General features: G+C 30.5%; 13 protein-coding genes and 1 tRNA gene. 5 read left to right on the top strand and 9 right to left on the bottom strand.

Annotated elements, in window-relative coordinates; translation table 11 throughout:
* Positions 1 to 7 precede the first annotated feature (7 nt).
* Complete coding sequence (gene ybeY, locus ACWA1F_RS03460; RefSeq protein WP_456891612.1) at positions 8 to 427, bottom strand: rRNA maturation RNase YbeY; 420 nt, start codon at positions 425 to 427, stop codon at positions 8 to 10.
* Positions 424 to 3,822 (bottom strand): coiled-coil domain-containing protein, encoded by a 3,399-nt coding sequence (locus ACWA1F_RS03455; RefSeq protein WP_456891610.1) that lies wholly within the window; start codon positions 3,820 to 3,822, stop codon positions 424 to 426. Before ACWA1F_RS03455 ends, ybeY begins: the two co-directional genes overlap by 4 nt.
* 230 nt (positions 3,823 to 4,052) lie before the next feature.
* On the opposite strand from ACWA1F_RS03455, the gene gltX reads away from it, so the two are divergent.
* Complete coding sequence (gene gltX / locus ACWA1F_RS03450) at positions 4,053 to 5,558, top strand: glutamate--tRNA ligase (protein WP_456891609.1); 1,506 nt, start codon at positions 4,053 to 4,055, stop codon at positions 5,556 to 5,558.
* A gap of 254 nt (positions 5,559 to 5,812) precedes the next feature.
* Complete coding sequence (locus tag ACWA1F_RS03445) at positions 5,813 to 6,793, top strand: SPFH domain-containing protein (RefSeq protein ID WP_456891607.1); 981 nt, start codon at positions 5,813 to 5,815, stop codon at positions 6,791 to 6,793.
* A gap of 25 nt (positions 6,794 to 6,818) precedes the next feature.
* On the opposite strand, the gene ACWA1F_RS03440 is transcribed toward ACWA1F_RS03445, so the two are convergent.
* From ACWA1F_RS03440 to ACWA1F_RS03420, 5 genes are all read right to left on the bottom strand, one after another.
* Positions 6,819 to 7,073 (bottom strand): DUF6327 family protein, encoded by a 255-nt coding sequence (locus ACWA1F_RS03440; RefSeq protein ID WP_456891606.1) that lies wholly within the window; start codon positions 7,071 to 7,073, stop codon positions 6,819 to 6,821.
* Between the two features lie 3 nt (positions 7,074 to 7,076).
* A complete protein-coding gene (locus tag ACWA1F_RS03435; protein WP_456891605.1) occupies positions 7,077 to 7,427 on the bottom strand; it encodes a competence protein in 351 nt (116 codons plus the stop codon).
* A 76-nt stretch (positions 7,428 to 7,503) separates the two neighbouring features.
* A complete protein-coding gene (locus tag ACWA1F_RS03430) occupies positions 7,504 to 7,830 on the bottom strand; it encodes a YtxH domain-containing protein (RefSeq protein ID WP_306153994.1) in 327 nt (108 codons plus the stop codon).
* Between the two features lie 93 nt (positions 7,831 to 7,923).
* Positions 7,924 to 8,403, bottom strand: a complete 480-nt coding sequence (locus ACWA1F_RS03425; protein WP_456891603.1) for a hypothetical protein — start codon at positions 8,401 to 8,403, stop codon at positions 7,924 to 7,926.
* A gap of 1,217 nt (positions 8,404 to 9,620) precedes the next feature.
* Positions 9,621 to 11,738, bottom strand: coding sequence for a glutamine--tRNA ligase/YqeY domain fusion protein (locus ACWA1F_RS03420; protein WP_456891601.1), 2,118 nt, complete (start codon positions 11,736 to 11,738; stop codon positions 9,621 to 9,623).
* Between the two features lie 132 nt (positions 11,739 to 11,870).
* Between ACWA1F_RS03420 and ACWA1F_RS03415 the strand changes: the two genes are divergently transcribed.
* The 3 genes from ACWA1F_RS03415 to ACWA1F_RS03405 all read left to right on the top strand — a co-directional run bounded on the left by ACWA1F_RS03415 (position 11,871) and on the right by ACWA1F_RS03405 (position 12,666).
* Complete coding sequence (locus tag ACWA1F_RS03415; protein ID WP_456891599.1) at positions 11,871 to 12,089, top strand: hypothetical protein; 219 nt, start codon at positions 11,871 to 11,873, stop codon at positions 12,087 to 12,089.
* Positions 12,090 to 12,141: 52 nt separating this feature from the next.
* Entirely contained in the window at positions 12,142 to 12,501 is a 360-nt protein-coding gene (gene folB, locus ACWA1F_RS03410) for a dihydroneopterin aldolase (protein ID WP_306153998.1), read from the top strand.
* Positions 12,502 to 12,595: 94 nt separating this feature from the next.
* Positions 12,596 to 12,666: transfer RNA gene (locus ACWA1F_RS03405), tRNA-Cys, on the top strand.
* Between the two features lie 273 nt (positions 12,667 to 12,939).
* Here the strand turns inward: ACWA1F_RS03405 and ACWA1F_RS03400 are convergent.
* Together ACWA1F_RS03400 and ACWA1F_RS03395 are read right to left on the bottom strand one after the other, a co-directional pair.
* Complete coding sequence (locus tag ACWA1F_RS03400; protein WP_456891597.1) at positions 12,940 to 13,620, bottom strand: LysE family translocator; 681 nt, start codon at positions 13,618 to 13,620, stop codon at positions 12,940 to 12,942.
* A gap of 14 nt (positions 13,621 to 13,634) precedes the next feature.
* Entirely contained in the window at positions 13,635 to 14,303 is a 669-nt protein-coding gene (locus ACWA1F_RS03395) for a head GIN domain-containing protein (RefSeq protein ID WP_456891595.1), read from the bottom strand.
* Between the last annotated feature and the right edge of the window lie 8 nt (positions 14,304 to 14,311).

Here is a 14,311-nt window from a genome sequence, read left to right as displayed (position 1 = left end):
AGTTTAATTACTGTTCCACGTGAAACATCTTCATCTTTTCCTCTTCCTTTGCTCTCATTAATTGCGCATCTTTATCAGATTTATCTTTGTACCCGCAGTAGTGAAGTATACCGTGTGAGAGCACTCTCTTAAGCTCTTCAGCAAATGAAACATTAAAGTCTTTTGCATTGTCTGCAACACGCTCTACAGAAACAAAAATATCTCCATTCAACTCGTTACCAACAGTATAATCAAAACTGATAATATCTGTAAGAGTGTCATGATCCAGATACTCTACATTTATTTTATGAAGATATTCATCGTCACAAAATATATAATTGATTTCTCCTTCAGTCTTCTTTTCAGAAACAATTACAGCACTTAGCCAGTCGCTAAAAGCCTGCTCGTCTCCTAAAGTAAAATCTGTTTCGTAATTAAAATTTATCATTTTGTATTAAAGTATTCTTGAACTTTTTGATTAAAATTCGAGCGCAAAGGTAGTGATTGTCTGTTTAATATCTCTACACTGTTTAAATATTCCAATAATGAACTTGGTAAAGCATTTGAACGATTAGTAAATTCAGCCTTATTGGTTTCAGATTGTCTTTGTGTATCCTGTCCTTGTTGCTGAACTGCGTTGTTTAATTTCCATAATTCTTGTTGAATATTTAAAATACGTTGCAAGTTCTCATTCTTAAAACCTTTATTTAAAATCTGTTTTTCAGATTGCTTCATCTGGTCTATTACAGATTTACCTTGAGAGTCCAAACCTTTCTTTGCTAATTCTTTTTGCAATGCTTCACGAAGTTTAACTTGCTCTTTGTAAATCTCCATAATAGCCTCTGCATCTCCTTCCCCATCTTCACCTTCTTTTCCATCCTTTCCATCTTTACCATTACCAGAACCTTGGTTACCTTGTCCGTTTTTTCCTTTTCCATCTTTACCTTGGCCTTCTTTTCCATTGCCATCTTTACCTTGTCCCTGACCTTGTTTACCTTCTCCACTTTGTCCTTGTTGCCCTTCTCCAGGTTTACTACCAGACTTCATTCCTTCTTTCATTTTATCAGCAAGACCTTTTTGCTTTTGTATAATATCTGGCAATTGCATTCCTTGTCCGTCTCCTGGTTTAGGTTTTCCAGCTCCCGGTTTAGGCATAGACATTTGCATATTATTCAACAAATCACTTAAGAAATCGGCTAACTTATTGGCAGATGAAACTGCATATTGCTGGTGTGAAACTCCTCTCGGAATCTGAACATCAGTTAAGGTTTCAATAGCCTTGTCCATGTTGTATTGTACATTACCAATTTCTTTTGTTACATCTTCTGCAACCTTTGGGTTACGTAATGAAAGTGCGAACAAGCTATCATCAACATGTCTAAACTGTTGTTTTAAATTCTGCTGAATCTTGATATTTTTTGTGAATGTAGAAGAACCTAATTTCATTGCTTTGAACTGTTTCATCACATCTTCTTGTGACAAAGAATATGCTAAAAGATTATCCAGAATCTGACGAAGCATTGCCACATCTTCTTCCAATTGTTCTTGCTCGCCACCTTCCATTTCGCTCTGCATTTCCTGAGCCATGTTCTTCATTTTCTTGGCAGCACTTTTCTGTTTTGGTTTGGCCGAAGAAGTATTCTTTTTACTCAATTCCTCAGAAGCTTTTTGAAGATCATTATCTACATCTTTCTCTTTAGAAGCATCAGAAGGAATATCTAAAGGTTTCTTTAAAGTCTTATTTTCTTCTTTCAAATCTTTTAAATCTTCCTGAATCTTATCAAAAGACTTATTGATTTCATCTTGCTTTTCTTTTGTATTTTCTTTCTCTTTATTTGATAACTGTTCCTGTTGTTCTGACAGTTTATTTAGTTTTTCAGCAACTTGTTCTGCTTTCTTAGAAACATAAAAACGTTTCGTCAGCTCAACTAATTGCTCTAGATTACGAGATTGGTTTTTACTGATTTGTTTGAACTTTTCCATTTTATCAAACAGATCTTCGCTGTTTAATTTATCATTTAAGTTCTTCAATTCATCTAATAATTTCTGATTCTTTTCTAAATCTTTCTGTGCATTATCTAAACGCTTTTGTAAATCTTCAGCGGTTTTATCTTTCTTATCGTCTTTGAATTTATCCAAATTCTGATTCATTTTCTCAGAGAATTGTTTCATCATTTCGTCTTGCTGTTTCTGACGTTTGATAAAATCATTGATCTTCTGCTGATCTTTAAACTCTAGATTATCTTTTTCTTTTCCTGTATTTTGAAGCTTATCCATTTCAGAAATCTGCTTGGTTTGATTCTTCAAAGATTTAGATAAACTATTGATGTTATTATTTTGCTGCTGTAATTCTTGGTCCTGAATTTCATCTGTTGTAGCTACGCGATCTGAAAACGTAGAAGACTTTGTACTCTTAAATCCGTGTGGTGCATCGTTATCAAAAACCTCAAAATAGTATTCGTAAGATACTCCTTCTTCAACTGGAAGATTGCTTGGAAAATTAAAAACAAACTGATCGAATACACCAGACTTCACATTGATATTTCCACGTTTAGCAGACTGTGGTTTGTTACGTTCGTAGTACACAATCTGTAATCTTGAAAGACCATAATCGTCACCAACTCTACCCAAGATATAGTTCTTATCCAGCTTCAAACTGTCTGGCGCAGGCCCAACATTGATGGTTGGAAATTGATCTTTGATCACAGAAAGCTGATAATCTAGTTTTTCGTAGTTTTTAACCTTATCATTAGACGTAAGTATTTGATATTCGGTATTTTGACTTATATTTTTAGCTAATTTAAACTCATTTTCTGTCTTATTGAACTTCAAAACTTCATTTTCTCTTTTCCACACTACTTCTTGTGTAGATTTAGTGTTCATTCTCCAAGTGACAGTCGTTCCTTCAGGTAAAATTGCATTTCCAGTTCCTTGAATTGTCTCTGATTTTTTCTTTAAATAAGAAGGAAAATTCAAAACCATTTCGAAGTTTGCAATAGAAGGAACAGTGATTACTTTCAATTCGTAATCTTCTGAAATTACATTGTTTCCTTCAAAAGAAAATTGGATATTCTCTGTTGGTTTCTCAACTTTAAATTCAAACTTTGCAGGTTGAGAAGATTCCATAAAATAGCTTTCATCTCCAATATGAATCATGACATTTTCTGGAACAATGTTTCCAACAGATTCCATTTTGATAACGAAATCTCTATTTTGTTCTGCTTGTAAATTAGAATTTAGAACTACAAATTTGAAAGGTGCTGGCGGTAAAAATGCAGAATTGAAATGCACTACTCTATTCAAACTTTGAGAAATTACATTGCTATTTCCAGAAATATAAAACACTACAAAAAGCAAAATTGGAACCAAAGCTAATGGCAAATATTTTTTGTTTGCTTTAAAATTGATTGCATTTCCAAAAGGAATTGGTTGCAGAGAATTTGCTTTTTGTTCTATCGAAGCCAAAACTAACTCAGAACTTTCAGCATTATTTTCTGAAGACAATTGTAAAAAGTTCGTCAGCTTATCACTCACTTCTGTGAAATGATTTCCAATAATTTTAGAAGCTTGCGTATAATCAATTCCTTTTTGAAGTTTGAATAATTTGAATAATGGAAATACAATTAAACGAATTAAAAGGAAAACTTCAACAGCAATAAATAGCCAAAATAAAAACGTTCTTCCTAATGGTTTCAGCCAAAGAAAGTATTCTACAAAAAGCGTAAACAAGAAATACAAAAGTCCGAATCCAGTAAAAAGTAAAATCCCTTTTATCAATTCGTTGATATAATATTTCTTAATGAAAGCTTCTAATTTTTGGTATATCGCAGATGATGTTTTCAAAATAAATCTGTTTTGATTATAACCTATAAAAGTAGTAATTATAATTAGAAAATGAGTTAATTAGATAATTAGTCAATTGACATACTAAACGTATATTCTTTAAATTATTTAATTAGAAATTAATAAAATTAGAAATTAGATAATTAACCATAAAGTAAACCATTATCTCATTATCCTCATTTTCAAATTATCTAATTAGAGTCGTATCTTTGCATTAAAATATAAACAAAATGTCAAAGCAAGTTCGTGTGCGTTTTGCACCAAGTCCGACTGGACCATTACATATTGGCGGAGTTCGTACTGCCCTATTTAATTATTTATTTGCAAAAAAACATAACGGTGTTTTTTATCTGAGAATTGAAGATACAGATCAGACTCGTTTTGTTCCAGGTGCAGAAGCTTACATTATGGAAGCTTTGGAATGGTTAGGAATTGCTCCTGAAGAAACAGTTGGAAAAAATGAAAAATTTGGTCCGTACAGACAAAGCGAACGTAAAGATTTGTACCAACAATATGCCGATCAATTAATCAATTCGGGTTGGGCATATTATGCTTTTGATACTCCAGAAGCTTTGGATGCTCATAGAAAACAACATGAAGCTGAAGGAAAAACATTTATTTACAATCATCATAATCGTGAAAAACTAGATACCTCTTTAGTAATTTCTGCAGAAGAAACTGCTAAGAGAATTGCAAATGGTGAACATTATGTTATTCGTTTTAAAACTCCGGTTGATGAAACTTTACATTTAAAAGATATCATTCGTGGCGATGTTAAGTTTGAAACGAATCTTTTGGATGATAAAGTTCTATTCAAAAGTGACGGAATGCCAACATACCATTTAGCTAATATTGTTGATGATCATTTGATGGAAACGTCACATGTAATTCGTGGAGAAGAATGGTTGCCTTCTATGCCACTTCATGTTTTATTATACAGAGCTTTTAATTGGGAAGCTCCAGAATTTGCACATTTACCTTTGATTTTAAAACCAATTGGAAATGGTAAATTATCAAAAAGAGATGGTGACAAAATGGGATTTCCAGTATTCCCTCTAGAATGGAAAACGGAAGAAGGCGTTTCATCTGGTTACAGAGAAAAAGGATTTTTCCCAGAAGCAGTTGTAAACTTCCTTGCTTTACTTGGATGGAATGATGGAACTGATAAAGAAATTTATTCTCTAGAAGAATTGGCTGCATCTTTTGACTTGAGCAGAGTTCACAAAGCTGGAGCAAAATTTGATCCTGAGAAAAACAAATGGTTCAACCACCAATATTTAGTAAAACAAAATGATGCAGATTTAGCAAAAACCTTCTCTTCTATTTTAGCAGAAAAAGGTATTGACGTTTCTAAATATGATATTACAAGAATTGTTTCTTTGATTAAAGAAAGAGCCAACTTCGTTTCTGATTTTTGGGAACTAACAGATTTCTTTTTTCAGGCGCCAACATCTTACGATGAGAAAGCAAGCAAAAATTGGAAAGAAGAAACACCAGCTTTAATGCAAGAATTGATTTCGACTCTTGAATATATTGACGGTTTTGATTCTGCAAATATCGAAGCGATCATAAAAGATTGGTTAACTAAAAATGAAATCGGAATGGGGAAAGTGATGCAACCTTTCCGTCTTAGTTTGGTTGGAGCTTTGAAAGGTCCTCACCTATTTGACATTGTAGAAATCATTGGAAAAGAAGAAACTATTTCAAGAATTCAGAAAGCGATTTCAACATTATAAAAATTTTACCATTAAGATATTAAGTTAATTAAGCTTGACTTGATGGTAAAAATTGCCAAAGTTTTTTAAGATTATAAAGCTTAATTATCTTGACAAAGATTTGACTTAATTATCTTAATCTCTTAATGGTTCAAAAAAAGTCAAACGCTAAATAACATCTCAAAAATGTTCTTAGCGTTTTTTTAATGTTTGATAATTTTATTTTAGAAGAATTTTCGTAATTTACCAGAATCATAAATATAAATTAAATAACCATGGGTACAGGATTAATTATCTTTTTAGTAGTGGCATTCTTCATTTTCATGTCATCTTTCTTTACTGTGAAACAACAAACTTCAGTAGTAATCGAACGATTTGGAAAATTTCAAAGTGTTAGAAATTCAGGATTACAATTAAAAATTCCGATTGTTGACAGATTAGCCGGACGTGTAAATCTTAAAATTCAGCAGTTAGATGTTATCATCGAAACTAAAACTAGAGACAACGTTTTTATCAAAATGAAAGTTTCGGTTCAGTTCAAAGTGATTCAAGAAAAAGTATACGAAGCTTTTTATAAATTAGAATATCCACACGATCAGATTACATCTTATGTATTTGATGTGGTTCGTGCTGAAGTTCCGAAACTAAAATTGGATGACGTTTTTGAAAGAAAAGATGATATCGCAGTTGCAGTAAAACGCGAATTGAACGAAGCAATGTCTACTTACGGATATGATATCATCAATACTTTGGTTACTGATATTGATCCAGATATCCAGGTAAAAAATGCAATGAACAGAATCAACGCTGCTGATAGAGAAAAAACGGCTGCAGAATTTGAAGCTGAAAGTTCAAGAATTAGAATTGTTGCAAAAGCAAAAGCTGAAGCTGAAAGTAAACGTTTACAAGGACAAGGTATTGCAGATCAGCGTCGTGAAATTGCAAGAGGTCTTGTAGAAAGTGTTGAAGTTTTGAATAATGTGGGTATTAATTCTCAAGAAGCTTCTGCCCTAATTGTAGTAACTCAACATTATGATACTTTACAATCTATTGGATCTGACACAAATTCTAACTTGATTCTTCTTCCAAATTCTCCACAAGCTGGAAGTGATATGCTAAATAATATGGTTGCTTCTTTTACAGCTTCTAACCAAGTGGGCGAAATGATGAAAAAAAATACGCCTAAAAAAGTAGAAAAACATAAACCAACTCAACATCAATCTGGTTATGAAGATGATGTTCAACCAGAAGTATAAAAATAATTCAAAATAAAAAAGAGGCTTAATTGCCTCTTTTTTTATTTATAAACCAATTGATAACAAATGGTATAAGTAATTGCAAAATTTCTGGAAATGATTTTTTGACATAACCTGTATAAGATGAAATAAAACCATTTACCATTTTTTGCGGTGTAATGCTTTCTTTAGTTTTCTGAAAACTTAAAACCAATTTCTGATAATTGATTTCTTTTTCGAGTTTTAGAATTTCCAGATCCCTTTCAATCTCAGCATACGAAGAGTATTTTTTTCTTTCCATAAATTAATCATTAAAAAAGATTTCTGAAAATTTTTCTAAAATTGGTCCCTCCACCATCTTATCTTTTATAAAGAAAAGTAAAACAGTTATCACCAAATAGATTCCTCCTACTGTTAAAAAACCGAGAGCATTACTTTCAAACAAAGAACCAAAAGCATAAGCTGCAGCAAAAGATCCAAAAATTAAGACCATACTAAAACACAACAAAATCAAAGTAAACTTAAAAATCAGAGTTGTAGATTTCATTGCAACCTTAAAACCCCAAAGTTTGTAATAAGCGAAATGGCTTTCAATATATTCTTTAGCCTGATCTTGAACTTTTTCAGTGTTTTCTTTTAATTCTTCAAAAGCCATAATTTAAATTTTAAATAAAAAAAAAGCACAAAACTTTCTTATAAAAATAAGCCAGTATTTGTGCTTTATAAAAATATTATTTCTGAAGTTTAGCGTTCTGTGCTTTTAATTCAGCAAGTTTAGTTTCTAAAAAAGTAATTACTTCTTCTGTTTTGTGACTAACATTTGATAACAAATCATTTAAAGTTCCATCTAGGTTTTTTGTTGCGCCAGTAAATTTTTCACGCAGAACTTCAGAACTTGCATCAAATGAATCTTTTAGATTATGTTTAGCGTCATCAATTCCTTCTTTTAATTTAGCTCTGGTTTTTGATCCTTTATCCGGAGCAAATAAAATCCCGATCGCCGCTCCTGCAGCCGCTGCAGCCAAAATTGCTGCTGCTGTATTTAAATTTTTAGACATGATAGTTACAATTTAAAATTATTAATAAAGATACTCTTTTTTAAACTGATAAAACTTTGATTAATTGTAATTTACAAAAAATTAACAATATTATTAATACACATAAGCTACAGCTTCATACTTACCATCTGCTTTTTCAACAATGCTAACAAAAGGATAACCATTTGAAGCCGATTTAGTTTTGATTCTCATAGCAGTCTGGTTCTGATTTGCAATTGGCGGTTCGCCTTTTGTCCTAGTCGAGACCCCAGTAAAACTAGCAGCTTGTTTCAGCCCTATTGTTTTTTCTTGTGGCAAAACAGTAACCATTTTGTAATCGTCTTTTGAATCTACTACTATTTTATCAGAAACTTTCTGAGTTTGTTTTGTTTGTTTGTTAGTAATTGATGAAACAGCGTGTTTACTAATTTTGATTTCTTCAGAACTACCGTTTAAAGAATAATAAACAAAACCATTTTCGTTTTTAATAAAATTTACATCAAGTTGTTCTCCATTGTGTTTTGTAATTTGATGTGTTTGCGAAATTGCTACGTTTGCAAATAATAATGCTAGTGCGAAATATAAAATTTTCATGATACTTAGATTTAAAATTAAAAATTGTCAGATTTGAAATTTAAAAACTAAACTTTCACACAAATTCAACATTATGGAATTTTGTACATTATGATACAATTTGAAAAATATCTTTTTTACGATAGAAATTATCAAGACTACATCATAATAAAAATGAGAACATAAAATTGTCTTTTTGGGAAATCAGTTTTGAAAAACTATTGTTATAAAAATTACGAGTTTCTATAAACAATAAATTTCAACTTAGATTCTTTACGGCAAATTTTAATTTTTTACAAAAATCATCTCTGACTTTTGATAGTGAGTTAAAAATAGCAGTTTTATAAACAATTGTGTGTTAACAAGCCGTTAAACTGACTAAAATGACAGTAAAAATTAAAATAAAGACTGTAAATAAATAATAATATAAAAAATGAGTTATCTATCAACTAAGTTTTAAAAACGTCTTAAAATCAATTTATGACGGTTAAAATCGATATATACAAACTATTATTTTAAATTTTTCAATCATTTTTATAAATAATAATTAAAAATAAAAGTTTTATAAAAATTGATAATTAAAATTTATTACTTATAAAATTAAAATGAAAAGCTTAAAAATAATTAAAATCTATTAATTAGAACTCAACAGTCAATTTTTTTAATAATAAATAGAAACTAAATTTCACTAAAAATAATAATCAAAACTTATGATTATAAAAAAGAAGCCGAATAAATTAAAAATAAGAAAAAACTTTAATTTTAATTTTTTGAGAAGAAAATCGAGACTAAAAAGTTAAAAAAAATAAAATAAAGAGTTTTAACGAATGAAAAACAAAAAAAGGTCTTCTCGATTCATTCATTTTTTATTTTAGCTTAATGATAATTTATAGAGGTCACTTTTAATCTATAAAATTAATTAAAAATACTAAATTAATAGTTTTTATAGATAATAAATTAAATCAATTAAACTTATAAATAATAATTATCAAAAATTATAATAATAGATTTAACAGCAAAATCTTAAGACAAAAAAGCTAAAAACTAAATTAAAGACTTCTAATAAACTTAAATTTAAAAAATGAATTAGTTATCCAATAAAATTTTATTTTCTATTAAAATCAATTTATGAAAGTTACTTTTAATCTATAAAAATTATAAATTTTAAAATTTCAATAGTAAATTTATATAATAAAAAAAAGCGCTTATAAAAGCGCTTTTCATAAATTTATCTGATATTACTTTTTCACCATTTCAGAAAGAATTTCAATTTCTCTTTCAGAAGCATTTTTTGGTGGATTTGAATATAATTTCAAAATTTCATCATCATATTGATTTCTCAAACTTTCACTTTCAATATCTCTTAAGTTTAAAAGTGCTTTTGAACGAACATAAGTCGATTCACTTTTTAAAGACATCGAATATAATTTTTTGATATCTTCTTCTTCAAAATCTGTAGATTTCCAGCTTGAATATTTCAAAATAAACTGAGAAAACAACAGCGAAGCCTTATTATTGTTGATATTTTTCTTTAATGAATTCTGTATCAAAGAAAAACTTGAGATATTTTTGATGTTCTCTCCTATCGCACTTTCAATTGCAATTCGTTCTGGCTTACTCTCAACTTTAAAATATTTATTGATTTCTTTCAAAGAATTATTAATGCTGTTTTCCTCTTTTTTACCTTTTTCTTCCCAAGCATCTTTCAATCCAACAGTCTTGTTAAACACTAATTTTGAAGGAGTTGAGTCTTTATCAACAGTAAAATACCCTAAACGTTGAAATTGGAATTTATCTTCGTTTTGAGCTGTTGATAAACTTGGTTCCACATATCCAGTAACAATTTCTAACGAATTTGGATTCACAAAGTCTAAGAAATTTTTCTCTTTATAACTATCTGGAGCTTCATCTGTAAACAAACGATCGTATAAACGAACTTCTGCTTCCAAAGCATGTTTGATAGAAACCCAATGCAATGTTCCAGATACTTTTCTTTGGCTTGCTTCTGTCCCGCTTCCGCTTAAAGAATCGGTATCATAAGTTACATGAATTTCTGTAATATTACCTGCATCATCTTTTACAACTGATTCTCCTTTAATGATATACGCATTTTTAAGACGCACTTCTTTTCCTAAAGTCAAACGGAAATATTTAGCTGGAGCTTCTTCTAAAAAGTCTTCTCTTTCGATATATAATTCACGAGAAAAAGGTACTTTTCTGAAACCTGCATTTTCATCTTCCTGGTTATTTTCTGCTTCCAACCACTCTTCTTTTCCTTCAGGATAATTGGTAATTACCAGTTTTACAGGATCTAAAACAGCCATTACACGAGGTGCAATTTTGTTCAAATCTTCACGAATGCAGAATTCTAAAACCGATACATTGATTAGGTTATCACGTTTTGCAATACCAATTGTATTGGCAAAATTACGTAAAGATGCAGCTGTATAACCACGTCTTCTTAATCCAGAGATTGTTGACATTCTTGGATCATCCCAACCGTTAACATGCTTTTCCTTAACTAGTTGCTGTAATTTTCTTTTACTAACAACAGTATGTGATAAGTTACGTCTTGCAAATTCTCTTTGTTTTGGACGCAGTTTATTTTCATCAAAAATCTGATCTAAAAACCAATCATAAAGTTCACGGTGAGGCAAGAATTCTAGTGTACAAAATGAGTGAGAAATCTGCTCTAAATAATCACTCTGTCCGTGTGCCCAATCGTACATTGGATAGATTTTCCAATTGTCTCCTGTTCTATGGTGATGTTTGTGTAAAATTCTATACATGATTGGATCACGCATTAACATGTTTGTTGATTTCATGTCAATTTTAGCACGAAGAATATGTGTACCAGCCTCAAATTCACCATTTTTCATTCTTTCGAAAAGATCTAAATTCTCTTCAACAGAACGATTTCTGTATGGACTATCTGTTCCAACAGTTGTAGGAGTTCCTTTTTGAGCAGCCATTTCTTCAGAAGTCTGACTGTCAACATAGGCTTTATCTTTTTTAATTAATAAAACTGCCCAATCGTATAATTGCTGGAAATAATCTGAAGCATAACATTCTTCTGCCCAGGTATATCCCAACCATTCAACATCTTTTTTAATAGCATCAACAAATTCCTGTTCTTCTTTTTCTGGATTGGTATCGTCAAAACGTAAATTTACAGGTGACTGATAATCAATTCCTAAACCAAAATTTAAAGCAATAGAACTTGCATGCCCAATGTGTAAATATCCATTAGGTTCTGGTGGAAAACGAAAGCGAAGTTTAGTATTTGAAAGACCTGATTTTACGTCTTCCTCTATGATTTGTTCAATAAAATTGAGTGATTTCTCTTCTGATGCCATTATTTTATAGTAATTTTAGCAAAGATAAAAAAGTTTATAGTTTACTGTTTATAGTTTATGGTTTTCTTTGGAAACTTACTCTAAACTTGAAACTTAAAATTCAATTTATAGCTTTTGATAATAATGAAAATTATGAGGAAACTAACTATTACAATTTCAGATGATTTTTATGATACTTTCGTTAATTTTTTAAAATATATTCCTGATGTTTCTATAGAAGAAAGCTCAGAAAATGAAATTCCTTTGTGGCAGCAGAAAATGGTTTTAGATCGAATTAAAAATTCTAAACCTGAAGATTATATAAGTTTAGAAGAATCAATTAAAAAGCTTGATAAAAAATGGAATAAATAACTTATTCTACCCAAATAAAAAATCAAAATATTACAAGAATAAAATTATAAAAATGGGAGTTATAAAACTTAAAAATATCCGTACTTTTTCTTACCACGGATGTTTAATTGAAGAAGGAAAAATTGGTTCTGATTACACAGTTGATTTAAAAATTAAAACCAATTTACAGAAATCAGCCGAAACAGATCATCTTTTGGATACGGTAGATTATGTTCATTTGAACAAAATTGTTGCTGAAGAAATGGCAATTCGTTCGCATTTATTAGAACATGTAGCCAAAAGAATCAATATTCGAGTGTTAAATGAGATAGAAACAGTAGAAAAAACAACAGTTTGGGTTTCTAAAATTAATCCGCCTATTGGTGGTGATGTTGAGTCAGTTACTATAAAAATGACGGAAATTAGAAAGTAATTTTAAAAATTAAAATCTTAAATTTTTAAAATAGTTTATTCGAAACTTTTAAAATTTAAAGATTTTAGTTACTTTTGCCATCCGTTCAAGTAATGGCGTCGTGGCCGAGCGGCTAGGCTGGGCTCTGCAAAAGCTCCTACTCCGGTTCGAATCCGGACGATGCCTCTAAAACCTTCAAAGCAATTTGAAGGTTTTTTTTATGTTTAATTTTTAGGAAAAATTAATTAAAGATATTGGTTCGAATCCGGACCAACCCTTTAAAAGAGATACAGAAATGTGTCTCTTTTTTTATGCGTCATTGCGAGGAACGAAGCAATCTCATTATGATATTAGAAACGTTGATATGTTAGTGAGATTGCTTCGTTCCTCGCAATGACTAAACACAAAAAAACCTCTGAAATTCAGAGGTTTGATTTTATAATTTTGAGTTATTAACAACTACTTATTTTCTATTCTTTCAAAGGCATTTTTCACCATTTCCTTTTCTTTTGGAAACCATCCTTGAGTTATTAACACCACTCCAAAAACCATTAAAACGACACTTATTCCTTTCTTAATTTTTAGAATATTATTTGGTGTCAATTTTGATTTTAACTGTTTCGCTAATACTATTTTAATGCAATCGACTAATAAATAAGTAATGATAACCGAAGTAAAAAAAGTAAACATTCGTGAGTTTATCATTTCTAATTTTGGTCCAACAGAAATAATAACAGCCAGCCAAAAACCAAGAACTCCGATGTTGATTACGTTTAAAATAAACCCTTTTATAAACAAACTTCCGTAATTTCTTTTTATAATATCACGATCTATTTCTTCGGCATCCATTTTTTCATCATTCTTTAATCTTGCGAAAGAAATAATGCCGTAAGCCAGCATAATAATTCCGCCAAAAATAAACAATGCCGGTTTATCCTTTAAACTCTGAATAAGTCTGTAACTTCCTAAGTATGCGATTCCTATAAAGAAAATATCACCTAAAACAACACCTAAATCAAAAGCCATTGCGGCTCTAAATCCTTTAGTAATACTGGTTTCAATTAGTATAAAAAATACTGGACCTACCATAAAACTTAGAAAAAGTCCCCATGGAAGTCCAGTTAGAATATCATTTATCATTCAAATACAATTAATTACTTTACTTCTTCGATTTTACCACCAAAAACTGTTTTTTGGTTTATCTGCTTTGGTTTTCCATAAATGTAAATAGAGCCTCCTGCGCTCACTTTTGCATCTACAAGGGTAGAAGCATTTACATCTGCTTTTCCGCCCGCAGAAACGCTTACAGTGGTCTGAGAAGTATTTAATTTACTTGCTAGCAAATATCCGCCAGCTCCTAAACTTGCAACCTGGTTTTCTGCTTTTCCTGTTAAGGTGATCGAACCTCCTGAAACAGAGCTTACTTTAAGCTTATCAACATTTAAGTCAACATTAATGATTCCGCCTTCCTGAGCACTTACTTTAAAAGAAGTAGCTTTGATCGTTTCACTGCTCTTTGCTTCTGCTCCTTCATTCACATCAATCAATTCGATGTGTTTGTAATACAAAGTAATATCAAGATCATTTCCAGAAAGCAATTTTGGAAAAGGCATTCTTAGTTTCAAAATACCATTTTTATTGACTGCTTCTACTTCTGCTTCTCTTGCTCCTTTTATAACAATTTTATTTTCAGATGACTGAACTAATTTTACACTTAATTTATCAAATACTTTTACGGTATCAAAATCTCCCAACTCTTTGGTAACCTGACCAAAAGACATTTGTACAAATAAAATTGCAGCACCAATAATTAGCTTTTTCATACTTTTAT

Source organism: Flavobacterium erigeronis (assembly GCF_054075165.1).
This window is presented reverse-complemented; position numbering and strand designations above follow the sequence as displayed.